Raw genomic sequence first — 25,618 nt, 5'->3', positions numbered from 1 at the left:
TATGGCACGGATACTTTTAGTCAATAAATTCTACTATTTCAGGGGTGGAGACTGCACGGCCGTACTCACTACAGAAGAGCTATTAAAGAAGCACGGGCACGAAGTGGCCGTATTCGGTATGCGTTATGCCGAAAATCTCCCGACAGCGTGGGAAGAGTATTTCCCTGAAGAAGTCAGCTTTTCCCAAGCCGGCCTTACACAAAAGGTCAAAGCCCTCAAGCGTGTATTCTCAGACACAGACGTGGTCAAAAAATTCAACCGGCTTCTTTCCGATTTCCAACCCGATATTGTGCACCTGCATAATATTCACTCATATCTATCTCCGGTCATTGCACAGACTGCCCATCGGAGAGGTATTCGCGTGGTCTGGACCATGCACGATTATAAATTGATTTGTCCTACTTATTTATGTTTACGGGACAATAAGCCTTGCGAACTTTGCTTCAAGAACAAAGCCCACGTCTTTAGAGTTCGATGTATGAAAAACAGTCGTGCAGCCAGCTTGTTGGCATGGATGGAGGCCGTATATTGGAATCGTACCAAGCTGGAACGCATCACAGACCGATTCATCAGTCCCAGCTCTTTTTTAAAGGAGAAAATGGTTGCCGCAGGTTATCAGGACAAGCAAATAGAAGTGCTGCATAATTTCATGTATAAACAAGTACCTCCTTGTTACCAGAAAAAGGGGTACTATTGCTATGCGGGCCGTCTCTCAACGGAAAAAGGAGTCGGCACCCTGCTCGAAGCAGCCAAAGATCTGCCATATCCCTTAAAAGTAATCGGGGGAGGACCATTATTGGAAGATTTCCGTAAAACATATACTTCGGATCATATCGAGTTTTTAGGATACCTTCCACAGGAGAAATTGCTCCCGATCATTCAACAAGCTCGCTTCTCAGTTATCCCGTCGCTTTGCTACGAAAATAATCCGTATGGAGCGATTGAATCGCTTTGCTTGGGAACACCTGTATTAGGCGCTACGATAGGCGGCATACCGGAGTTGATTACGATCGGAATAAATGGAGATTTATTTACTCCGGGACACATCAATGAGCTGCGTGCCAAGATCATCGACTGCTTCGGATATTTTACGGAAGATTACCCTTTTGAAAAAATAGCGATTGACGCACAAAATAAATTTTCTTCCGAAACGTTTTATGTAAAACTAATGAAAATTTATGGCTATTAAGATATATCCTCCTACAGACATGTGCATTATTACGACGTATCGTTGTCCGATGCGATGTAAAATGTGCGACATCTGGAACAATCCGACCGAAGTAAAAAAAGAGATTCAACCGGAGGAATTAGAGATTCTCCCTCAGGTGAAATTTATAAACATCACCGGAGGAGAACCGTTTGTAAGACAAGATCTCGAGGCCGTCGTCAAGGTCTTATTCACGAAATCGCCACGAGTTGTTATCTCTACATCCGGCTGGTTTGAAGACCGAATTATCGATCTGGCTAAAAAATACCCGCGTATTGGGATTCGGGTCAGTATCGAAGGACTATCTCAGAAAAATGACGAATTACGTGGAAAATCAGGAGGATTTGACCGCGGACTGCGTACGTTACTTCTATTAAAAGAGATGGGAGTGAAAGACATCGGATTCGGCTGTACGGTCAGCAACAACAATTCGGCCGATATGCTTTCTCTCTATCGTCTGTCGAAAAGTCTGGGTATGGAATTTGCTACGGCAGCGTTTCACAACTCTTACTATTTTCATAAATACGACAATCAGATCACGAATAAGGACAAAGTAATCGCCGACTTCGAAGAGTTGATTGCCATGCAATTAAAAGAAAATCATCCAAAGTCATGGGCACGCGCCTTTTTCAATAACGGATTGATAAACTATATTGAAGGAAACCGAAGAATGTTGCCTTGTGAGGCCGGTCTGGTCAACTTCTTTGTAGACCCGTATGGCGAAGTTTATCCATGCAACGGCCTGGAAGAACGGTACTGGATGGAGAGCATGGGAAATATCCGGCAAGCCTCTTCCTTCAAAGAGATATGGGAGAGCGAGCAAGCAGAGAGAGTAAGAGCTCAAGTACGTAGCTGTCCGAAAAACTGCTGGATGGTTGGCACTGCTTCCCCTGTGATGAAAAAGTACATTCGTTATCCGCTTAAATGGATGTTGAAGAATAAAGTACGGAGTCTTCTTAACCAGCCTCTTTGTCTGGAGCGTAAATGGTATGATGTGGGGCAGGACCCTGCACAAGGCGATCTGAGGTCATGAAGATTGTTGTTACTGGACTGAGAGGGTTTCCCCGTATACAGGGAGGAGTTGAAACCCATTGCGAGGAGTTATGTCCCCGGTTGGTCAAACTGGGATGTGACATGACGGTTACCAGACGTAAGCCTTTCGTCAGAGAGGCTTCTCCCCTTACCGTTTATGAAGGCGTAAAATTCAAAGATTTGAATACGCCTAAAAGGCAAGGGTTGGAGGCTGCTGTTCATACGTTCAGAAGTGTTTGGTATGCCTTTCGAACCAAAGCCGATATCATCCATTTTCAAGCGATTGGACCTTCTATTGCGATTCCTTTTGCCAAACTACTCGGACTCAAGGTCGTTGCGACCCACCACGGTCCTGATTACGATCGTCGGAAATGGGGACGATTGGCCAAATTCGTTTTACGGTTTGGAGAGTTTTGTGTCGCCCGATGGGCAGATGAAGTAATTGTTATTTCAACAGTCATTCAAAACCTCCTCAAAACGAAGTATCACAGAGAGAATACTCATCTCATATACAATGGTGTTAATCCACCGTCCACTTCTATCAATGAAACCGATTACATTCGTCAGTTGGGCTTAAAACCGAGAAAATATCTTTTAGCCGTCGGGCGTTTTGTCGAGGAAAAGAATTTCGACAAACTCATTCTTGCATACGCAAAAACGAAATATGCCTCTGATTATCGGTTGGTAATTGCCGGAGATGCCGATCACGAAAACCATTATTCAAAATCTTTGAAGGCCATTGCAAAGAAACATCATGTTATTCTGACGGGCATGATCAAAGGCAATCCTTTACAACAGCTATATGCGCATGCCGCGTTATTTGTACTTCCCTCATCGCACGAAGGACTGCCTTTTACACTATTAGAAGCCATGAGTTATCAAATCCCGGTTTTAGTGAGTGACATACCGGCTAATAAGGCTGTTGGTCTTCCTGCCGATTGTTACTTTCATTATAATAAAAATTGCATCCCCACACTCAGTGAAGCTATTGAGAAGAAATTATATAATCCTATCTCTCACACATACGATTTAACCTCCTATAATTGGGAGCATATTGCCCGACAGACATATAATATATATTTAAGGCTATCGAAATACCCGCTCTCACATCGGTAGAAGACCGATATCCTGATATAATGATCTTAATTTCTCTTCATTATATGTCCATATTCGGTTTTGAAAAACATAATCTTTCACGATCTTGGAATTGAGATCATAATCACTGCAATAAGCTGTCACAGCCCTGTCCAATTGTTCAAGATCCTTCTCCTTCAATGACAAATGAGGCAAGATAATACCTTGTCCGGCGTCACGTATCATATCCGGTACATCACCCGCATATCGTGAAGCAATCACCATGGCCCCCGCAGCAAAGTATTCAGCACTCTTCGTGGGTGATGCATTCGTATTCACCGGACTGTCTTTACGCAGAACAAAACCTGCATCAATCAATGAAAGATATGCCGGCACTTCCGATTTAGACAGCTTTTTTATCATATAATTTCCTTTCATCGATCTCAATTTGTACTCTACCTCCGTGGTATCATCACAAGTATATAAACAGAAGAAATAGCGGGAATTTTTTCTGTACAATTGTAAAATGATCGTGATTGTCTCCTCGATACATTGCCAAACATGCAAACCTCCCGAATAACAAAGAACAATTCTATCCTCCAACATATATTTACGTCTCATACGTTGTCGAATATCGGATGGCAACTCTCTGAATGGCTGTGCATCAAAGTTACATGGCAATACATAATTGACGGCATTAGAATCACAATATACCGATAGATTCTGATGCAGATTTTGAGAAACGGTAATCGTTCGTACCGATCGCTTCAAGGCATAAATATTATCTTGTTTGGCATAGTTGATATTATAATTTGAAAAACCTCTCATCTCAAGCTCCGGAACAAAATCGGCGTGAAAATCTGTGACAAGCGGTATTTCAGGCACCAATTTCGTAGAAGAAACGGAGTGCGTTAATTCTGCCTGAATAACATCTATTTTATAATATCTACACACCATCCAAACAGCCAGCGAACGCAACCATGCAGCCAGCTTATTCAAATACAACCGATTGGGCAGAGAGTAAATATAGAAAACTTTTCGAGAAGCAGCATTATAGCTTACTTTTTCTTTGAATATACGCCGCAATCCCCTGGTAAAAAACGCTATAAAATAAACATTAAATCCTATATTATCTAAAGATTTAATCATATTCATCGTTCGTATTTTGTCACCTGTATTTTGTCCTAAGGGATAAACATGCTGTATAATTAACAAATTCTTTTTCATCTATTTACTCAAAGCTGATTGATTGAATATGAGGTTCTATCTTATCCAAATCAGGAAGAATATGATATTCCCCGTATTGAGCCCTTAAGACAGTATCCCATTTAAGAGGCACCGGAAATAGTCGATCCTCAAAATGCTTCGTCGAGGAACAAGTATACGATTCTTTTTCAAACTGTGTATTAAAAAATGATCCTAACGGATAACTTAACCTGTCTTTTCTCAGTAAAAAAGAAAACAGATTGAACACAGGAAATAAAAACCGATAGAGTAAAATATAAAATAATTTGGTCAATATCGGCTTTATTTTTCTTGTCGGATTCAATCCGGCAAAACGAATCAATATATTCTGCAAATGATTGGCAATATAATGGAAAAACGGTACAGCCGGTTCCAAAAAAAATATATCTATATATATTCCTCTGTATCGATAATATATATCATTCTCATTCCATTCTTGAATTTGCGTATTCTTCATCCGAAGTTTGGCATATGGAGCAATATAATACGGGTCTGTTTGATGACACTGGAGCGTATAGTCGACAGAAGGTTCATTGCGTAATACTTTTAATAAGCGTCGAAAATCTTTTTTCATCAAGATGATATCCAGATCATCATCCCACGGAATGAAACCCTGATGCCTCACAGCTCCCAATAATGTCCCTCCCGATAAATAATAGGGAATATCATACTTCCGACACAGTTCATCTACATATTTCAGCATCTCCAACATTTTAAGTTGATGCCTCCTGAGTTGCGTTCCTTCAGCATTTATCTCTGAAATATCCATGCTCCTTCTTTCATTTGGTATGGCCACATATCTTTCGATACAACGTATACAGAAAATCCCGTTGACAGATCACTCCGAAACAGAAAAAGAAAATGATCCCCAGGATATTGAGCATCATTTCTCCCTGATAATAGATATATCCCGAAACGACCAACGAAACGGCAAAGATAGCAAGAAATATATAATTGAGCCGTATATGCACCATACTTCGTATCCAGAAAAGCCGCATAGCTACATTGAGCAAATAACTAAGGATCAATGACAGAATCGCTCCGTGAACCCCCCAACGGGAAATAAACAAAGGCATACATACCATATTTACAACTGCTGCTGTCACTGTTGAATACATAATCACATTCGTTTTTTTGAGTGCCGCATAAATTTGTCCCATGAAACTGCTCACTACCGCAATGCCGGCCGAAAGGATCGCTAACGGAATAATAGAAAAAGCCTCAGCATATTGGGTGTCGATCATATAGGGAAATATGATATAAGAAAAATGAATTAGACACAACATCCCAATACACAAAAAAGAAATCAGCAGGTTGATCGCTTTGCTGTAGAAAATACTCAGAGAGCTACGATCCTCATTTCCTCTTTCGAAAGAAACTTCCTGCCAGGCCATATTAAAACACATGGCAACCAGATTAATGACAAGTGCAAATTTGACCGCAATCGAATATATTCCATTCTGTTCCAATCCTAATAATCGTGAAATCATCACATTGCCATATCCGGTAAGAAGCCAGAAAGCCAAAGAATTCAAGCATAACGGCAACGAAAATTTATACAGACTGAGGAATAATTTCCGGTCATAAAGAGAAAACGACAGTTTTCGGAGTACCGGCACATAACATTCTATCACGATAATTTGAGAAAGCAGTCCCAACATCGAGGCAATATACAAAATCTCTATGTTCGCATGAAGATATTTTAGCCCTACAAAATTAATGATCGCTGTAATTAGAGTGGCTACAATACCCGATCCGGCGAATAAGAGATTCTTCTTAAAAGCACGCGCCATATAACCATATAAATTGCTAAAAACAAGACAAACGCCATAACCATAAATACATATAAAATACGGAATGTCATTAAAGAACCATATCCCCCAAGAAATTAAGGTATATAGAACCAGCGATGCCATAAAAATCAGAAAACCGTTAAATATAGGTCTATAGGCTGTTTCCGTTTCCTTCTGATCGTAGATAAAGCGCATAATACCCACGTAGATATCGAGAAATAAAAATGAAATAACCAAATTGAGATACGTATTCGCTACATCATAATATCCGTATTCGTTAGGATTAAGGTATTCGGTAAAAATCGGTAACATAAGGAAACCGATCAGCTTTGTCAACACATTGCCTAAAAAATAAAGACTTGATGATTTGAAAAAGTCTCTTAACAAACTCATTCCGAAGTTTTGTAATATAACATATTTCTCATTCGGATCCCCATCCATAGTTCAGGATCATCCGTAATGATACCGTCCACAATAGAATATAAACAAGCCGGAATGGTTTTCTGTGAGTTCAATGTATAGGTGATCATCTTCTTTCTCTTTTGATGTATTTTACGAACCATTTCGGCATCAAACGAATTGTAGTCGATCAAAATGGTCGAAATAAATTTATTTTCCAGCAAATCGTCCAACTGCTCTCTCCTGTTCAACAGGTATTGGCAAGTAATAGTCGAGTCAATTTCATGAATAGCCTTAAGACAGTTATAGCCGAATGAGATAACCACCACATGTTTATACAAATCCTTTTCTCGGATCAACTCTGCCAATTTGAATGGCAACTTTGTGTTTTCATAATCTTTGACTTCCAATATCAACGGCACCCTTTTATCTACATGATCGATCACTGCTGCTAAAGTCGGGATTTTTTCCGTTGACAAAGAACGGTCTAAGTTTCGTAATGAGTGTCGTTGAATCTCCTCTAACGTCATTTCTTTGATCTTACCCGAACCATTGGTCAAGCGATCAATTGATTCATCATGAAAAAGAACTAATACCCCATCTTTCGACATTCGGATATCTATTTCCATCGCATCCACCCCGGCCCTAATCGAACCTTCAATTGCTTTCAGGCTGTTCGGCGGCCCATACGGCCCTCCCGCATGAGAAATCACGGCAATATGCGCCATCGATTGCTCAATATCGACATACGTCGTATGACAACTATTCAGAAGAAAGGCAGCAAATAAAAGCCCTACGAGCCCACCTCTTTGCTTCATCGCTCACACCCTCATTGATCCGTCTTGTCTCCACGCCGATATTCTTCCTTTATGGAAGCATATATGTCGCGGCACTCTATCCATACTACAGGGATGATCAAGGTCATTATAAATATTGCGATTACTGCATACAATTTGCGGGGCCCCACTGACTTCTGCAGCATATACGCCTTATCTACTACACGGGCACGCTCTGTTTGTTGTCCGATAGCCAATTCTATTTCCTCACGCTTTTGCAAAAGAATCAGATATACCCCCTGAAGAATTTCCTGTTGACGTTTAAAATCTACATATTCCCGCTCCAAGGCCGGTATACTGCGCATTTTATCAAGCAATTGTTTCTCTTTACCCTTCAAGTCCTGTAAGACGATCTGATAGCCTTTTTTCGAGTTGTCAATCATTTGATACACCCCTTCACGCAGTTTATCTACCTGATCGCTCACGCTCCGAAAGGCGGGGTTCTTTTCATTCGAATTCTTCAAGAGACGATTACGCTCCACGATGGCTTCATTATAAACGGAAATTGCTCCTCCTTTTTCACCATCAGCAGACAGCAGTGAAGGAATCACATTATACTTATTATTCGGATTTTTAATATAATCGTCCATCATCTTTATCACTTGCGACTCAGCCTCCACTTCGATGATCTTCACCTGTAATTCCCTCATCTGTTCGGCATAAAACATCACATCAGATTCCAGAAGCGTCATTCTGTTTTTCGTCTTATACCCTTCGATATTAGCTTCAACCTGTTGAAGTTCAGCCATGATATTATGAATCCGACCATCGATAAACGTCAGAAGTTTCATATTTTCCGTTTGCTTGAATGATCCGGCATCCTTATTGTATTCACGAATCAGGGTAGTCAACATGTCCTTTCCACGTTCTTTTTCATGATCCCGACAAGTAATCTCAATGATGTTCGAAGTCTTCGAATAATCTTCCACAAGGAATCCGTCGATCATTTCTTCGGCAAGCCAGCTGGGCGGCAGACAACGTATTTTCAAACCGAAAGACTCATTTTTTTCTTTCGCATTCTTATTGTAATCGAGCACAAAATGGCTTCTCCCGATCGTTATCTCGGCGGGTAATGATGTGAATGTAAACTTCCTGCTATCAGCATTACTTGCAGCTTTCACCTTAATCTTCCCGGGCTTGACCGACACCGAGAAACGGTATTCATCGTCCAGACCGGCCAACGTGGCTGAGTCGGGTGTAAGGATGAGCGGTGCATCTTGATACATCTTATAGAAAGAATATGGTTCCGTATATTCCACATATAGCCCCATGTCGAGAATCATTTTGCAGAAGAGCTGATTAGACGATAGAATCGACATCTCATCATCAATACTGATACTCCCGGCCGATCCTCCGCCGATACCGAACGATTTCATCAATCCGGCCGCTTCGCCCATAGCCAAACTCGCTCCGCCTAAAGATTGATCTTCCTGTATTTGAATACGTGTCTTAAATTCATAGGTACGAGGATAAAAAACCAAATACAATATTGCCGGGATAAAAGAAAGAATAAAGACGATCAGGAATAATTTCCAATGACGCAGATAACGTACAATGATTCCTTTTAATCCGATTACTTCATCGTTATTTTCCATAAGTTCATTCATTTTCTTCTAACAGCAACTACAATGGTGGTAATAACCGATACTGCGGTAAGTATGGTAGAAAACATCGTCAACGTATATTGTTGTGCCGAGCTGAAATTGGCATTCCGCTTCTTTGCTTTATTCGGCTCTACGTAAACAACATCATTTTGTTGCAGATAAAAATAAGGCGAAGCAAAAATATTCGGATCGGCAATATTCAAACGTACAATCTCTTTTTTACCGTCATTATCCCGAATCAGGAGAATATTTTCACGTCGGGCATTAATCGTTAAATCGCCGGCCATGGCAATCAAATCCAATATTGAAACCCGGTTATTCTTGATCATATAAATGTTGGTTCGGTTGACTTCTCCCATGATCGCCACCTTAAAATTCACGATCTGCACATTGACAAGTACCTCTGGGAGTCCTTCTCTGATCATCTCCTGCAACTTTTCGTTCGCTTCGTGAAGTGTCAAACCGGCCAGATGGACACGCCCCAACTCCGGAAAGATGATATATCCTTCCTTATCGACCAAATAGGTATATACGTTTTGTACGGTGGCAGTATTTACCTGCTGTTCTCCCTGCGTGTAATAGCTGTATGCAGGTGGATTATAAGGAGCTGCGACCGAAGGGTCTTTGGATGACACATTAATGGTCAGCAGATCATCTGCACAGATTCTCGGATTATACGTCTGCGTCATCAACTCCCGCTGTTTCGCCGTCAATTCATCTATCCCCTGAAAGTATGCGACATCCCGAGGCGTACTACATGCCCCCAACAGCACCATCAGGCTCAAAATCGATAAAAGTTTATAATTCATAGCTATTCTTCTTAACAAGGGCACAAAGATACAACATAAAGTTTATTCAAAAGAGGTTTCAGGCTTCATTCATTCGATTTCTTTTCGTATAAAAGCTCATATAGAATCATAAAAGATTTGTTCAACCTTAAATGTGCTTCTCAAGATTAGAAAAAGAAACCAAGTTGAAATATGGAAAGAAATAAATCAGAATGAGATGTACCATACATCAAAAGTCCTATGGCACACCTCATTCACATTGTTTAAAAGAGGGGCTATAAGTAGAACAAAAATAAGAGAATATACTCTTTTTGCTCTACTTTTTACTCAATGTTAAGCGATTGCACTACCCATCAGGTATACCCCGGCCAATGCCACAATCGCATATAACTCGGGGAATACCGCTAAGATCAACGTGTTTGTAAACACGTTATGTCCCTGTCCGATCGCGGCAATCCCATTGGCGCATACGCCTCCCTGACGCAATGCTGAGAATAAAGCAACAAATCCCAACGATAAGCTGGCTCCGAATACGGCTGCAGCCTGAAAAGCCGTGATCTGAGGAGTCAACACGCCGAAAATAGTTTGGAACATGAAATAACCGGCAAACCCGTACAGTCCCTGCGTACCGGGAAGAGCTGTCAGTACGATAAAGTTACCGAACGCCCCGTCATTTTTTTTCAATGCGCCCACAGCCGCATTTCCGGCAATGGTTACCCCATAGGCACTTCCGATTCCCGACAAGATAAGCATTACTGCGATGCCTACATAAGCTAATAATAAATTTGCTTCCATTACATTTTAAAGAATTAGTTATTTTAAAGAATTAGTTTTTATTTATTCGTTCACCATTTTTTTGAATGGCTTGTATTCCAATCCTCCTCCTTCATAGCCCGAATTTTTGAAAAATTCCACAAAGGTAAGACGCATCGGATGAACAAGCGCGCCCAATACATTCATGAAAATATTGATGGCATGTCCGATAACAAATATCAGCACCATCACTACCGGTCCGAACACAACATGATCCGGACTCATCCCGACAGCCAAGCTATTGAATACACCCGCCAAAATACCTCCCGACAATCCTAATGCAAATAAACGTACATAAGAAAGTACATCTCCGAGCAAGCCGGTGGCCATATTGTATGTATCCCATAATCCCAGCCCCACGTTGAGCAGAAGATTCTTTCCGGGCGAATTAACAAAAAAGATCAAGAGTCCCGACAGCCCCATAACGATCAAGTGAATCGTTCCGAACATCGGCATGACCTGTGGACATAAAAAGGCAACTCCCATACTGACCAACAGGATAATCCATCCAATGGTAGACAGACTGTAGACCACCCCAAACTGTTTGGCTTTGTTCACTGCCTTAAGACACATCCCGAAAATAATTTGGATAACCCCCAATATCAAGGATAAAGAGAACATCTTATTATTATCAAAATAAATCTTCTCTTTCAAGGTATCGAAAAGAGGAATGCCCCAATCATATAAATTAGCACCGAAGAACGTACCTGTCAGCAGTCCGCAGAGGAATGTAGCCATCCCCAACAACTGCACTAATGATAAGATTCCCTTCACGGACGGTTTCAATGTCTTCCCTTTTATCATCTTTACAGCTGTTGCTACAACAAGAAGAAACAAACCGTATCCGGAATCTCCCAGGCAGAGCCCGAAAAAGATCATAAAAAAAGGAGCGAAGAAAGGAGTTAAATCTAACTCATTATATTTAGGCAGCATATAAAGTCGGCTAATCGATTCAAACAACCGACTGAACCAATTATTTTCCAGGTCTATCGGAATATTGTCCTCAGGAGTGATATCCAATTTCCGGAAATAGTAGTTATTTCGATCCAGTTCATTCTCAAGGCTCTGCTCCTGTGCTGCCGGTATCCACCCTTCGAGAAGCATCAGTCGATCGTCGGCCTCACGGTTTGTCTGCACCTTGGCATTGCCCCATGCATATTCGTTCGACAGCAAACGGTCGTATGCCTCCAATGTCTTGTAGTCGTTGGTGGCGATTTGGAGCATCTCTTCGTTCAGTTCCACCTTTTCCTGTCGTTGTGCCAGAAGATCAGCCTGCAATTCTTTCAACCCTTTTTCCGGCATCTTCACTCGCTCAGCGTCGATCTCCAACACCGTTCCAACAGGTGTAATCGTGACAAAATACGCTACCGACTGTACCACGCTGATCGGAACAGCGTTATAGGCCTCTCTCCAATCTTCATCGTAGCGAGATGCCGGACATGAAAAGAATGTTACCTTATAGCCTGCATCGCGTAATCGATCGAGATTGGCATAGTCAAACTCGCCCCAAACCGCCATGGCAGCCATATCTTTTTCCACCGCTTGTTCAGCAGCTTGTGCCTTTTCGATACGGTTGCGCAAGTCTTCAATACGGTTTAGCAACGTACGCCCTTCCTCCACGGTTACGGGCCGCTCGGGTGCGATCTCCAGCTCCGGTTTCAGCTTGCTTTTCGTGCTCTTGGCCTCATCCTTGAGTTCCTTGAGCCAATCCTCCTGCACTCGCTTCAGATAACGCAGTTCATTCTGCAAACGTTTTCGTTCGGCCAGCAACTGTTGCAAACCGTCATCCTCTTTCTCCGAACGTTTTTCCTGAATATGCACCACGCCCATACCACGCAATCGCTCAAGAAATTCGTCGTATTCCTTATGATACACCATAAAGGCGTATTTGCTCATTTTTACGATCATGCTTCTACCTCCTTTTCTTTCTGCGCATTCCGCTTTTCCTGATTGTTACGCATGATTTTCTGTGATGATTTAGAGAGACTTTCCTCGTCTTCCATAAACCGTTTGACCTTCCGGATGGCATCTTTATAGCCGGGGATCTGTACCTTTTCGAACAAGTTGAGTTTCTGCGTCGTCTTACGCCGGGCTCGTTCGAGCATATTCAGTTTGAGGTAGGTAAACTCCACCTCGATACCGGTTGTAGCCAGCGTCTTTAATAATTCGATCCCGTCGGCAAACCACGATGGCATGTTAAACAGGCTGTATTGTGCCGTTTCGAACTCGATCCCGTCCAGCACCGGCACCAATACACCGGCGATTTTCTTGGAAGAGAGTCCGACGTTCTTCACCGAAATCAGTTCCGGTCTGAACTCGTTCCAAAGAGCCATCATGAAATCGTACGTACGGATTTCCTTTTCCAGCCGGTCTTCCTGCACCGCGATTTCATCCTTCGTCCGCTTCACCTCCATACGCAAGGCGCTCTCCTTACTTTTTATGGTAGGGAGCGCACGTTCACGCACTTTCAACTGTTTATTGAGCGTGTGAAGCGAAGTCTTGTTGTATTGAAATTTAATCGCCATATCGTTTTTCGTTCATCTCCTGCACAAGGCCTCAACGGGCATCGCGCCAATACTTATCTACCAGCTCCTGCTTGATGTTGACTTCCGTCTGTTTGAAGTGTTTCGCAAACAGCGTCCATGCCACATCCAACATTTCCGTCGTGTCGAGATTCACGTCAATCGCCAGCAATCTCTCCGAATAATCTTTGGCGAAAGCCAGCGCACGTTCGTCGTAATCGGTCAGATCGAACCCGTTCTCCATTTTCGTCTTGGCATCAGCTGCATCGGCATAGAGACGTACGGCGGCATTCATCACCTGCGGATGATCCTCGCGTGTCTTTTTACCGGTAACGAGCTGTTTCAGACGCGACAGTGAACGGAACGGATCGACGATAACCTTACCCACATCGCTGTCACGACGCAAGTAAAGCTGTCCTTCGGTGATGTATCCCGTATTGTCCGGCACAGCGTGAGTGATATCGCCTCCGGAAAGGGTTGTTACGGCAATGATCGTAATGGATCCGCCTTCGGGGAACTGCACCGCCTTTTCGTAAATTTTCGCCAGATCGGAGTAGAGCGATCCCGGCATGGAGTCTTTCGACGGAATCTGGTCCATACGGTTCGAGACGATGGAAAGCGCATCGGCATAGTTCGTCATGTCGGTGAGCAGCACCAAGACTTTCTCGTTCTTTTCGACTGCGAAATATTCGGCCGCCGTCAGTGCCATATCGGGTACCAGAATACGTTCTACCGAAGGGTCTTCCGTTGTGTTGATAAAGCTGACGATGCGATCGAGCGCTCCGGCATTGCTAAACGTATTTTTAAAGAACAAATAGTCGTCGTTTGTCATTCCCATGCCTCCCAATACGATTTTATCGGACTGAGCACGCAAGGCAACCATCGCCATCACCTGATTAAAGGGCTGGTCAGGATCGGCAAAGAACGGAATCTTCTGTCCGGTCACGAGTGTATTGTTCAGGTCAATACCGGCAATCCCCGTAGCGATCAGTTCCGACGGCTGTTTACGTCGTACAGGGTTCACCGAAGGGCCACCGATTTCAACCTCACGACCTTCGGGAACGGGACCACCGTCTACCGGATCTCCGTATGCGTTAAAAAAGCGTCCGGCCAACTGATCACCCACCTTCAGCGAAGGAGCTTTGCCCATAAATACGACCTCCGCATTGGTACGGATACCCTCGGTACCGGAAAACACCTGCAGGGTCACTTCATCGTCGACAATCTTTACAACTTGCGCCAATTTCCCGTCGACCGTAGCCAGTTCGTCATATCCTACGCCTGTGGCTTTCAGAGAGCAGGTAGCCTTGGTTATCTGTGTGATTTTCGTAAATATCTTTTGAAATGCTTTTGTTGCCATAATGGATTATTGTTTATTTTTTTCATCGACCAATGCTTCTATTTGCCTGTCATATTCGAAGAACTTATCGCTCTTGTACTCCGCATAGTTCATCTGCTTAAAGAGGTTAATCATCCGTTTGAAATATTCGGAGACTTGCAGGAAGTCTTCAAAAGCAAAGTCGGTGCGACAGATATTGATGACTCTTTTCAACATGTATTCCTGCCGTTCGAGCGGACAGACGGAGTCTATCGCATCGAAAGCATCCTGTTGCAGGATGACGAAGTCGATCAGCTCCGATTTCCAGAAAGTCACGTGATAATCGACCGGAACCCCATCGTCACCGAGAATATCGATTTGTTCCGAGATTTCTTTTCCGCGCAACATACGCGTTTTTACTTCATTGACCATGCCGATCCAGTCGTCCGAAATATGCTTTGAGATATATTCGCCGAACTCCGGATATTCGAGATATTTCGAGTAGCTGTCGATCGGATTGACGGCCGGATAACGTTTACGGTCAGCACGCGCCTGCTCAAGGGCGTAAAAGCAACGGGCTACTTTCTTCGTATTTTCCGTTACCGGCTCTTTCAGGTTTCCTCCGGCAGGCGATACGGTTCCGATAAAGGTTACGGAGCCGGTTTGGTGATTATTCAGCACCACCATCCCGGCACGAGCGTAGAAGTTGGCTACGATGGCAGACAAGTCCATCGGAAAAGCATCGGGTCCGGGAAGTTCTTCCAACCGGTTCGACATCTCACGCAACGCCTGCGCCCATCGCGACGTAGAGTCAGCCATAAGCAGCACTTTCAGTCCCATGCAACGGTAATATTCGGCGATCGTCATAGCCGTGTAAACGGATGCTTCACGTGCGGCGACAGGCATGTTCGACGTATTCGCGATAATAATCGTACGCTCCATTAACTTGCGTCCCGTATGCGGATCGATCAGCTCCGGAAATTCGACGAAGATTTCCACCACCTCGTTGGCACGTTCGCCACAAGCTGCAATAATCACGATATCGGCTTCGGCCTGCTTCGATATGGCGTGCTGCAACACGGTTTTTCCCGTACCGAACGGGCCGGGAATAAAGCCCGTCCCCCCTTCTACGATCGGATTCACCGTATCGATGATACGCACGCCTGTCTCAAGCAGCTTATAGGGGCGCGGCTTTTCTTTATAGCACACGATCGGCTTCTTCACCGGCCATTTCTGTATCATCGTAACGTCATGATCTTGCCCCGCCTCATCGGTCACGACAGCGATCGTATGCGTTACCCGATATTGTCCTTCGGGAACTACCGATTTTACTTTATATTTTCCTTCGAAAGTGAAGGGCACCATGATACGGTGCGGCTGCGAGTTTTCATCCACTTCGCCGAGCCACGAGCCGGCCTCTACCGTATCACCCGTATGTGCCAACGGTTTAAAATCCCAAAGCCGCTCGTCATTCAGCGGATACGTATATTCACCTCGTTTGAGGAACACCCCGGTCATCTTGTCGAGGTCGTTCTGCAATCCGTCATAGTTACGCGAGAGCATACCCGGTCCCAGCGTTACCTCGAGCATGTGCCCCATAAATTCGGCCTTATCGCCGACCTTCATACCGCGCGTGCTTTCAAACACCTGCACATACGCATTTTTTCCGATTACCTTAATTACCTCAGACATCAGTCTCACACCTCCGACGGTGATATAACAGATCTCATTCTGGGAAACAGCTCCTTCGACTTCGACAGTCACCAGGTTCGATACGATTCCCCTTACAATACCTTTCGTAGTCATATCTTATTTTGTATTATTTCTTTTAAATTCGTCCAGCACTCCGGCACTTTCTTGTTTCATGGTCCCCACCATTTGGCGGAAGGTCTTCTCGCCGGACACCTTATCAAGTGCCGTCCAGCGTTCGATCATCTCGATCCGCAACAGGTAAGCGAAGACGCTCTCGAAATCGAACGTCTTAAAAAATGTATGTTCTTCGAGCCAATTCCATTTCAGGAGGTCAATTTTTCTCTCACGCATAAGCAAATCCGTTTCTTCGGCTATGCGAAGCAACTCCGGAAGATAGTCGAGCGTCTCACTCAACCCGAAGTCGCGGGCATTGGAAGTACGCAGTGTCTCGGCTACTTCATTGTCGCCGACGAGAAACCATTTCCTGTCCAGGTCGTATTTACGACAGTTGATCGCGGCCAAGATATTGCCGATATTCAGGTTCAACTCGAACCATGCTGCCATAAAATCGTTTTTCACCTCCATGGCATACCGGTAATAACGGGCCGACAATCTGTCTTCCCAGGGGATATCGGACGTTTCGCCTTTCTCCATCGCCACTAGATATTCCTTTATAAAATCCCGGATGTATGCAGGAACAGCGGCATGCCGAGGTGGCGTTTCATCTTCTCTCAAGGCCTGATAAAGCTGCTCAATGGCCTCGTACGGGATATTTCCCCGTTCGTCCCACGGTATTTCTTTCTTCTGAAGAAACGACAACACATTCCGGTCATCATATCGGAGAAAAAAATAAGCAAACCGTTTTTGGTCGCCTGCCGACAATATCGGCATGACTTCGCGCTTGAAATCAGCTACCGTATACGTACGCTTACCATCATCGAGCGCGATATCGGGCAGTCCGGCGATTAAGTAGTAGTATTTGCTCATCAGAACAGGATGTCAATGAGTTGAGGGCGCAAAAACTCCTTGAAATAGGCGATAAATTCTTCTTCTCCAAAGCTGATCTTATACGAACCGTCGGCCGGAGCGATGGAGAAAGAGGCCTTCCGTCCGTTCACTTCTTCGATGGTGACACCTTTATTCAGCAGGTCGGAGGCATTGGCTTGGAAGTACGATGTCAGCTCTTTCGCATCGGATGTCTGAATCGAGATCGCCCCGTTCTTGGCCCATTCCCGTGCTATTTCGAGCATCATCTTTTTCATAAATTCCGCATCGGTCGATGCGGCTTTTACATTATCGGAAACGACTTTACCGGTGATCAGATTCGTGACTTCGCTCTTCAACGCTTCCACAGCCTGCGATGCAAACATTTTCAGCTCCGATTCTGTGTTTTTCTTCCATTCGGCCGCCTCTTTGCGGGCTTGGGCTACGATCTCTTCCGCCTCTTTGCGGGCATTGCGCAGCATATTCTGTTCTTCTGCCTTCGCTTCTGCAATAATACGGCCGGCCTCTTCGTTTCCTTTTTCCACGCCTTCCCGATAAATTTTGTCGGTCAGCTCCTGAATTTTAGCATCCATAGATATTGTGATTCATTTATTTAATTGTACGTTCAGGGTACAAAAATAACATTTTTCTTTTAATTCCTTAATAGTTTGCAGGAACGAAAGGCATAAAAAAGTACATTTGTCCCAGATTCCGCAATAGAAGAAATAAAAATGAATTTAATTCAGGCCTTCAGCCCTCCGCTGGGATATGAACATCGATACCCCACCCTTGCGGGATGGGGCTGAAATATGTCGGGCTTTCAGCCCTGCAGGGGTTGAGGGGTTGAATTGTTGAGATGTTTAGTTGTTGAGATGTTTAGTTGTTGAATTGTTTACTAACCGCTGTAAAAGCCCTGAAAGGGCAAGATCATTCAGCCCAATGCGAAGCGTTGGGGAAAAATGCATCGCATCTCGGCGGAGGGCTGAAAGCCTGATGTAACCATTGTCGTACATTCGCACGTCCATTATTAATGGTAAACGCCGAACAGGGTATCGCGTAATTTGGGTTTATAACTATGCGTATCTCAATAAATCCCTGCAAAACAAAATAGAAAAAAAAAATAGCTTATCTTTGCCACAAATATAACAAATACGCCGGAGAAACTGTCAGCCTCTCCATTTATCGGGTAAAGCGCTGTTTTTCGGGCAAGCTAAGAATTGAGCACATGCGATATCTTCTGCACATCTGCGCGTTTGTTATCGACGGAATCCGTTTCCGTCTCGTTCTTTGCATGTACACCGTTTTATGGTTCTTGTCTTTCTTCGTTTCTCCGGCTTTTGCTCAACCTGTTCCCTTACCCCTGAATCCCAAAACCGAAGAATATTTCTTCGAAGAGGTAAAATTGCCGGGCGGTACTCCTATTCGCGACGTGATAGCCCTGCAGGAAGATCGTCAAGGCTTTATCTGGATGGCCAGTAAACACGGCCTGTTCAGGTACGACGGACACGATTTCAAGATATTCCGCCATACGCCCGGCGACGACAAATCGATTGTCGACACCGAACTTTGGTCGCTTTACATGCTGGGTGACTCTTTGCTGTGTGTAGGGACTACCCACGGCGTCTCACTGATCGATATCCGGACAGATCACATTACCAACCTGCCGAACGACACGGAGGGCAATCCGGTCGGCTATGTCAGTTGTTTTTATCAGGATGAGGCGGGAATCCTGTGGATCGGGGGACTGGAAGGATTATACAGTATGAGGCCGGATTTGTCGGGCATCGTCAATCACCACCTTCTCTCCATGACAAAAGAGAAGTCTCATTTTGGCAATCGGGTTTACGATATCGTTTCTCATACGATCGACAGTAACCGGCTGATGTTGGCTACCTTCGCCGGATTGGTCAGTTTTAACAAAAAGAAGAACGCTTTTCACCAATTCCACCCTAATACACAAGCCACATTCCGGCACTCACAACCGGGAGTGTACAAGTTCGTAAAAGAAGGAAATTACCTGTGGGTATTGAGCTGGATATCCGGAATGCCCCGTTTCGACATGGCCACTGAACGATGGGAAAATCTGGCATATCCCAAGCCGGGCGACCGCCTCGAAACCACCTCGAACGTATGGGCGGTAAGTGATTTTATGGAGAAAAACGCAAACGAGTTCTGGATATGCGACTGGGATCGAGGACTTTTTATTTTCGATAAAAACGAAAAACAACTGAAACCACTTGAAGGCAGATCGAATTGTGAGGTCCTCAAGAACCCCCGCATGAGTATATTCATGCAGCGTGACAGTACATTATGGCTGGCCAACTACGATGGTCTGTGGAGGCAGAACCGGAAAAAAAATTGCTTCCGCCGTGTGAACGTTCCTTACAGCCATTCGTGGATCATGCCTGTATGGCATGACAAAACAACCGAGAATTACTATTTCGGGATGGTGCATAACAGCTATGGGATAGCTGATTGGAATCCACTGACTTGTTCATGGCATTTTTTGCAAACGGAAACCGACTGGCGGGAGGAGTTAAGTACCTACGATATTTTTAAGGACCATCGCGGAGATACCTGGATTGGGACATATAGACGGGGCTTGTGGTATGTAGATAAAGACAGCCGGCAACTGAAACGTTTTCTGTTGCCCGACGGCAAGCAACCGGAAGCCATTGGCCGGACAATATACAAGATTTTTGAAGATAGCCGGCACAACCTATGGATAGGGACCGGAAGAAGAGGGGTAGCACGTATTAATGCACAGCGTAACGAGATCTGTTGCTTCAGCCATGTACAGGGCGATTCGACTTCGCTGATAGACGGCACGCACTACAGGGCTATTGCCGAAGATTCATACGGACGGATCTGGATCGGAAACCATCGGGGATTTTGCACGTTCGATCCCCAAACCGGCACATTTTCGCAGGAGATTCCCCGCAAGCTGTATGCGACAGGTATCAAACCCAGTGATACTTATTCGATTGTAACAGATACCACCGGCACGATGTGGATGACCATCGTAGGACAGGGCTTGGTCCGAATCAGAGAAGAGCATAAAGGTATGTTCCGGTTCAAAACGTACCAGACCGACGACGGGCTGAAAGACCTCTCCGTACGGTACATGACCAAAGACAGGGAAGGCAACTTGTGGATCATAAACAACGGATTGCTCTATTTCAACCCCTACGACGAATCGTTTATGTTGACTGACACCCAAAACGGATTGATCGAAAACCTCGGAGGCGACGACCGGATTAGCATTGACAGTTATGGCAACGTCTTTGCCGACAATCAGGTTGGCATCGGATGGACGAAGGAGGCGCAGAGTTTGGCTCGGTCGAACGTGGTGAATCTGCTTATCGAACATGTTTTGGTCAACGGTGAATCGTTCGACCGGAAAATGGAGGACAAGGTGCCGCTCCAACTTTCGTCGATGGAAGACCAGCACAATCTCACCTTCCGCTACACTGCCATCTGCTTCAATGAATACGAGCAAGTACGCTACCGCTATCGCCTCGAGGGGCTGGAGTCGGAGTGGAATCCGCCGACGAAGAGTCTTGAAGCGCGCTACACCAACCTGCCTCCCGGGAAGTACCGCTTCATCGTCGACGTGGCGTACAAAGGCAACTGGCTCGGATACAACCGGACGGTCCGCTTCGAGATACGTCAGGCCTTTTGGGAAACACCCTGGTTTATCACCATGCTGATCCTCGCCGTAGCCGCTATCATAGCAGCTGTTTACCTGAACCGCCTTCGTCATCTGGAGAAACAAAGAAGAATCCGGCTCAAAATCGCCTCCGACCTGCACGACGACATCGGTTCCACTCTCAGCAGCATCTCCATCATGAGCACACTGTTACAGGCGCAACATCCCGATGATGGCAGCTACTCATATACCAGAGACATGCTCCACGAAATCGGGACGAACGCACAAAATATGCTCGAGTCGATGGACGATATCATCTGGTCGGTTCTCCCCGCCAACGACGAGTTTCGCAACCTCATCCTCCGTCTTCGCGAATATGCCATCCCGCTTTTCGAGTCGAAAGATATCCGTTTCAGCATTACGGCACCCGAAGCCCTGTATGCACAGACGATCGTCATGGACAAACGGCGAAATATTTTCCTGATCGCCAAAGAGTCCGTAAACAATCTCATCAAGTACTCCGAATGCACCGAAGCCTCGATCGAATTTGCCTTATCCCGTTCCGTTCTCCGCTTAATTATCAGCGATAACGGCAAGGGTTTCGATACTTCGAAAAAATATTACCGGGGCGGTCTGCCCAATATGAAGTTCCGTGCCGAGAAAATCGGAGGAAAATTGAGCATCCGCTCCGAAGCAGGAAAAGGAACGAGCATCAAACTCACGGTAAAAATAACGTAATGTTCTCTCAATAAATTCCGCCTGACTAATCAAACATCATAAAATTCACCAAATATGTCTACAAATCAACAAAATGGAAAATCAACAGAAACGTTTCACGCCATTCAAAAACAAACCGTTAAAAAAGCAAAAATCATATATTTATATGATTGACAAACGGCCCGAAATGATGTAATATTGCAGAAGCATATCATAATCCCCAAAAACGATGGAAAAGCAGATAAAAGTAGCCGTATACGAAGACAACTACGCATTGCGAGAAGGTCTGACATACCTGATAAAAGGTTCTGAAATGATGCAGTTTGCAGGAGCATGGGGCGATTGTCTTGATATCCTCAAAAACTGTGAGAACGAACGTCCCGATATCATCATCATGGATATTGACATGCCTTACCTCTCAGGCATCGAGGCGACACGATTGGTAAAGGACGCCTATCCCGAAATCAATGTTATGATGCTCACCGTGTTTGAAGACCGGGAAAAGATTTTCGATGCGCTGTGTGCAGGAGCGACCGGCTATCTGCTCAAGAAAATGTCGGCCGTACAAATCATCGAATCGATCATCGAATTAGCTAACGGCGGATCGCCCATGTCGAGCGAGATTGCCCGCAAAGTGCTCGAATTTTTCACACATCCCGGCAAGATGGAAAAAAACACCTACGATCTCTCCAAACGTGAACTCGACATACTCAAGCGACTGATCGCAGGAGACAGCTATAAGATGATTGCGAAAAGCTGTGACATCACCGTAGGCACGGTCTGTTCACATATTCACAGTATCTATAACAAACTGGCAGTAAGCTCCAAATCGGAAGCAATCATCAAAGCGATTAAAGAAAGACTGGTATAGCTGATCCCCCGTGAGATGCGGCGTTCGATAGCTTGAGCGGTCAGTTGCCAGTATTCAGCCGTCAGCTCTGCATTCCCTCTTCCGAAGGGATAACATCCCCTTTCGCTTCGCTCTTCCCCCTTTGAAGGGGGAGGGGGGATGTTCCTCTGCGTTCGGATACCGTGTACCCTGCATAACATAATTCAATTGTTAATGGTCAATTGTTAATTGTTATGCGTGGTACACGCCGAATCATGTACCTGAAAAATAACCATTAACCATTGACAATTAATTTGTCATTCAGAGCGAAGCGATGAATCTTTTCTTTTCCGGGGCGAGATTCCTCACTGTGTTCGGAATGACAAGAGGAGGTGTTCGGAATGACAAAGACTGTTATTTGCGTTGATTCGCGCCCATTTGCGAAATTTGCGTTCGGACAAACCCGACACCACACAAAAAAAGGGCGAACACAGAGGTTCGCCCCTACATTAACGGTCTTTACTTCATCAATTCGCACCCATCCATTGGACGACTTCGCTTTCGACGCCGTTCGTTCCCGTACAGGTGACAGTGTAGAGATAAATCACCTTGTCTTCCTTGACCGTATCGAAGTACGACGTTTCGTTCTTCTTCATCGTAGCCAGCAGTTGAGGCGGCTGGTTTTCCTGCACCCGATAGACCTTATAACTCTCGATGTTTTCCTGCTCTGTCTCTTCCCATGCCAGACGGTAGCCTCCCGTTGTTTTCTGCACTTGCAGCGAAGAGATGGAAAGCGGTTTGACGGCCGGAACAAGACAGCTCGATACGACCGACGGATCACTTTCGATACCGTGAGCTCCCTGCGAGAACAGCCGGTACTCGTACGTTACCCCTTCTTTCACATCGGCATCTTCGTAGTAGTTCATCAACGCATTCTCGGTGTGGACCGTCTCGAAGCGTTGTGTCGTATCCGCCTCGTTGGCCGGGGCGATGCGTCGTTCCAGCCGGTAGCCCATGACGTTCTGATCGAACTCCTCGACCGTGTCCCACGATACCAGCACCCGTCTGTCCGAGTACCGGGTCGCCAGATTCGGCGGTATGGTCAGGCGGACGTTACGCATCGGGGTCACATAGACCCGCTCGGAGAGCGGACTGAGGTTGCGGCTTGCGTTTTTGGAGCATACGGCATAGGTGAGCATCGTACTGTTGACGTTGTCCACCGAGTCGATATACGTCACGAGCACACTGTCGGAAAGAATCGCGTTGCCGATCTGTCGCAGGGTCGTGTCGCGCCCGACGGCACGCATGATGTAGTAAGCCTTCGTATCTTTGTCCGGCCGAGTCCATTTGAGTTCCACCACGCCCATGCGCACTTCGGCGCGCAAGTCGTGCGGCGCCGTCGCCGGATCGTCGCCGTAGTACCAGCCCATCGCGCTCAGGCTGAGCGGACTTTCGCCATAGGCGTTGTTGATCACGACTTTGTACGAATAGATCTCGGCTGAAACGACGTCTTTATCCAGATAACACGTATCCTCGGGCGAGACGCTGAGCAGATAACGATAGTCGATGCTGTCGCGGAAGCCGGTCGCCTTGTAGATGTCGATACTGCGCAGGAACTCCGGTTTGGGGAAGTTCCACGTCAGGCGGATACCCTCTTTATCCGGCCGCGCTTTCAGGCCCGCATAGTTCGTTTCGTCGAGGTCGGTCAGGTTGGTGATCCGTAGCGTATCCGACGGGCGTCCCGGATTGCCGTAGATGTCATACGGCTGCAGGCAGTAGAGGATGATGCCGCGGCGCATGGCTGTCGTGTCGGTTACGATAGCTTTGAGCGTATCGTTATCGTTCCGGAAACCCACATCGATCGACAGCGGGACGAGGTCCGATTGCAGGTAATAGCCGCGCAGCAGTTTGACGGCATACAAATCCTGTTGCCTGTCTATCAGGAAGCTCAGGTTGATATGGTTTTCCTTCACTTCATGTTCGCTCACCTTGATTCCGTAATCGCTTCGCGGGGTCAGCGGATAGGAGATGGCGGCTGTGACCTTCTCTTCGGGCTTACGGCCGGCCTGTTGCGTAACCACCTTATACTCGTACTTCTTCCCTTTCTCGGCCGTACCGTCGTACCACGTGACGCCCAGGGCCTCACGATACATCGGCAGGGCGCCGAAATATGGGATGGAGTCCGTAAACGCCGCCCGCTGCACGAATCTCCAGATAAACCCCTTGGTGCTGTCGCTAGGGAACCGATACACCGGATTATGCACGTTGGCCAGCGTCACCTTGTTAAAGAAGGCGTCGAAATGGTTTTCGCATGCTATCGTGGCCATCTCGTCCCACGTTTTGCTGCCTTTGGCGCGACGAAACACCTGATAGGCGAAGTCGCGCGGGATGCGATTGCCGCAATTCACATAGATTCCCTCCGGACCGGCTACGGCGTTAGGGTATTGTTCCTGTCCTGCCATCGAGGTCGCACCACACAGTACGACGACGAATAGGAGCATTATTTTCTTCATTTTCTTCATCTTCTTCATGTCTTTCTGTTTTTAAATTATTTCTTTATCTGTTTGTTATCTTTTGCGTAGAACATCCCCCGCCCTGTGGGCACCCCCTTCAAAGGGAGGATTGCCGGAGACCTTGTATTCCCCCTTTTGAAGGGGGGAAGGGGGGATGTCCTTTCTCTGCAATAACTCCTCGACTGTTTCTTGGAGTCTCCATAATACATTCGATATATCTTTCTTTATCTCTTCATTCGTAAAGCGTATAAACGTAACATCGTACCTCTCCATGCAGTGTTGCCGTTTCAAGTCTTCTTCCTCCTTGTACCGGTGGATGCTTCCGTCTACTTCGATGGCAAGGCGCAGCTCGTGACAATAGAAATCGACAATATATTCCAATATGGGTACCTGCCGGTGAAACTCGACGCCTAAAGCGCGTCTTCTGATATGCTTCCACAATACGAATTCGCATAGCGTATTTTTACCCCGTAATCTCCGAGCAAGCTCCTTTAATACCGGATTATATGGAATGATTTTGTTCGTCATCGTTTCGTCTTCTACGTTCTGTTATTTTATCTTTCCTTCATCTGTTTCGCACTACCCTACTTACCCGTCCTGCGG

General features: G+C 45.6%; 20 protein-coding genes. 5 read left to right on the top strand and 15 right to left on the bottom strand.

Features of this window, described 5'->3' with window-relative positions; all coding sequences use genetic code 11:
* Position 1: 1 nt before the first annotated feature.
* Genes ACTTKA_RS04610 through ACTTKA_RS04600 form a run of 3 tightly spaced genes read left to right on the top strand, consistent with a single transcriptional unit; the run spans position 2 to position 3,355 of the window.
* On the top strand, positions 2 to 1,189 hold the full coding sequence (locus tag ACTTKA_RS04610; RefSeq protein ID WP_442724148.1) for a glycosyltransferase: 1,188 nt from the start codon (positions 2 to 4) through the stop codon (positions 1,187 to 1,189).
* Entirely contained in the window at positions 1,179 to 2,240 is a 1,062-nt protein-coding gene (locus ACTTKA_RS04605) for a radical SAM protein (protein WP_442724147.1), read from the top strand. Before ACTTKA_RS04610 ends, ACTTKA_RS04605 begins: the two co-directional genes overlap by 11 nt.
* Positions 2,237 to 3,355: a glycosyltransferase family 4 protein gene (locus ACTTKA_RS04600; RefSeq protein ID WP_442724146.1), complete on the top strand. Its 1,119-nt coding sequence runs from the start codon at positions 2,237 to 2,239 to the stop codon at positions 3,353 to 3,355. The genes ACTTKA_RS04605 and ACTTKA_RS04600 overlap by 4 nt, the downstream gene beginning before the upstream one ends.
* On the opposite strand, the gene ACTTKA_RS04595 is transcribed toward ACTTKA_RS04600, so the two are convergent.
* The 13 genes from ACTTKA_RS04595 to ACTTKA_RS04535 form a co-directional block, all read right to left on the bottom strand.
* Positions 3,344 to 4,540 carry a glycosyltransferase gene (locus tag ACTTKA_RS04595; RefSeq protein ID WP_314790625.1) on the bottom strand — a complete coding sequence of 399 codons (1,197 nt, stop codon included), beginning with the start codon at positions 4,538 to 4,540 and terminating at the stop codon, positions 3,344 to 3,346. The two genes, ACTTKA_RS04600 and ACTTKA_RS04595, sit on opposite strands and share 12 nt — an antisense overlap.
* A gap of 4 nt (positions 4,541 to 4,544) precedes the next feature.
* Entirely contained in the window at positions 4,545 to 5,327 is a 783-nt protein-coding gene (locus tag ACTTKA_RS04590) for a LicD family protein (protein ID WP_442724145.1), read from the bottom strand.
* Positions 5,328 to 5,337: 10 nt separating this feature from the next.
* Entirely contained in the window at positions 5,338 to 6,744 is a 1,407-nt protein-coding gene (locus ACTTKA_RS04585; protein ID WP_442724144.1) for an oligosaccharide flippase family protein, read from the bottom strand.
* Positions 6,741 to 7,568 carry a glycerophosphodiester phosphodiesterase gene (locus tag ACTTKA_RS04580; protein WP_442714242.1) on the bottom strand — a complete coding sequence of 276 codons (828 nt, stop codon included), beginning with the start codon at positions 7,566 to 7,568 and terminating at the stop codon, positions 6,741 to 6,743. Before ACTTKA_RS04580 ends, ACTTKA_RS04585 begins: the two co-directional genes overlap by 4 nt.
* A gap of 11 nt (positions 7,569 to 7,579) precedes the next feature.
* Positions 7,580 to 9,181: a GumC family protein gene (locus ACTTKA_RS04575; RefSeq protein ID WP_442724143.1), complete on the bottom strand. Its 1,602-nt coding sequence runs from the start codon at positions 9,179 to 9,181 to the stop codon at positions 7,580 to 7,582.
* A gap of 8 nt (positions 9,182 to 9,189) precedes the next feature.
* A complete protein-coding gene (locus ACTTKA_RS04570) occupies positions 9,190 to 9,999 on the bottom strand; it encodes a polysaccharide biosynthesis/export family protein (protein ID WP_442724142.1) in 810 nt (269 codons plus the stop codon).
* Between the two features lie 312 nt (positions 10,000 to 10,311).
* Complete coding sequence (locus tag ACTTKA_RS04565) at positions 10,312 to 10,773, bottom strand: V-type ATP synthase subunit K (RefSeq protein ID WP_442714245.1); 462 nt, start codon at positions 10,771 to 10,773, stop codon at positions 10,312 to 10,314.
* A gap of 42 nt (positions 10,774 to 10,815) precedes the next feature.
* Positions 10,816 to 12,699, bottom strand: a complete 1,884-nt coding sequence (locus ACTTKA_RS04560; RefSeq protein ID WP_442724141.1) for a V-type ATP synthase subunit I — start codon at positions 12,697 to 12,699, stop codon at positions 10,816 to 10,818.
* Positions 12,696 to 13,316, bottom strand: a complete 621-nt coding sequence (locus tag ACTTKA_RS04555) for a V-type ATP synthase subunit D (RefSeq protein WP_046825207.1) — start codon at positions 13,314 to 13,316, stop codon at positions 12,696 to 12,698. Before ACTTKA_RS04555 ends, ACTTKA_RS04560 begins: the two co-directional genes overlap by 4 nt.
* Before the next feature lie 31 nt (positions 13,317 to 13,347).
* On the bottom strand, positions 13,348 to 14,673 hold the full coding sequence (locus ACTTKA_RS04550) for a V-type ATP synthase subunit B (RefSeq protein ID WP_060827305.1): 1,326 nt from the start codon (positions 14,671 to 14,673) through the stop codon (positions 13,348 to 13,350).
* 6 nt (positions 14,674 to 14,679) lie between these two features.
* Positions 14,680 to 16,437 (bottom strand): V-type ATP synthase subunit A, encoded by a 1,758-nt coding sequence (locus ACTTKA_RS04545; protein WP_442724140.1) that lies wholly within the window; start codon positions 16,435 to 16,437, stop codon positions 14,680 to 14,682.
* A gap of 3 nt (positions 16,438 to 16,440) precedes the next feature.
* Positions 16,441 to 17,310 (bottom strand): DUF2764 family protein, encoded by an 870-nt coding sequence (locus tag ACTTKA_RS04540; protein WP_442724139.1) that lies wholly within the window; start codon positions 17,308 to 17,310, stop codon positions 16,441 to 16,443.
* Entirely contained in the window at positions 17,310 to 17,900 is a 591-nt protein-coding gene (locus ACTTKA_RS04535) for a hypothetical protein (RefSeq protein ID WP_097530792.1), read from the bottom strand. Before ACTTKA_RS04535 ends, ACTTKA_RS04540 begins: the two co-directional genes overlap by 1 nt.
* Positions 17,901 to 18,532: 632 nt before the next feature.
* On the opposite strand from ACTTKA_RS04535, the gene ACTTKA_RS04530 reads away from it, so the two are divergent.
* The gene (locus ACTTKA_RS04530; RefSeq protein ID WP_442724138.1) at positions 18,533 to 21,694 is read left to right on the top strand and encodes a ligand-binding sensor domain-containing protein; all 3,162 of its coding nucleotides are present in this window, start codon (positions 18,533 to 18,535) and stop codon (positions 21,692 to 21,694) included.
* A gap of 208 nt (positions 21,695 to 21,902) precedes the next feature.
* Positions 21,903 to 22,544, top strand: a complete 642-nt coding sequence (locus ACTTKA_RS04525; protein ID WP_442724137.1) for a response regulator — start codon at positions 21,903 to 21,905, stop codon at positions 22,542 to 22,544.
* Between the two features lie 485 nt (positions 22,545 to 23,029).
* Here ACTTKA_RS04525 and ACTTKA_RS04520 read toward each other — a convergent pair whose 3' ends face one another.
* Entirely contained in the window at positions 23,030 to 25,033 is a 2,004-nt protein-coding gene (locus tag ACTTKA_RS04520; RefSeq protein ID WP_442724136.1) for a fibronectin type III domain-containing protein, read from the bottom strand.
* A gap of 36 nt (positions 25,034 to 25,069) precedes the next feature.
* On the bottom strand, positions 25,070 to 25,543 hold the full coding sequence (locus ACTTKA_RS04515) for an endonuclease domain-containing protein (RefSeq protein ID WP_081094361.1): 474 nt from the start codon (positions 25,541 to 25,543) through the stop codon (positions 25,070 to 25,072).
* Between the last annotated feature and the right edge of the window lie 75 nt (positions 25,544 to 25,618).

The organism is Tannerella sp. (assembly GCF_052170195.1).
In the GTDB taxonomy this organism is placed as follows: Bacteria; Bacteroidota; Bacteroidia; order Bacteroidales; family Tannerellaceae; genus Tannerella.
Note: the sequence above shows the minus strand (reverse complement) of the source record. Positions and strands in the feature narration are given on the sequence as shown.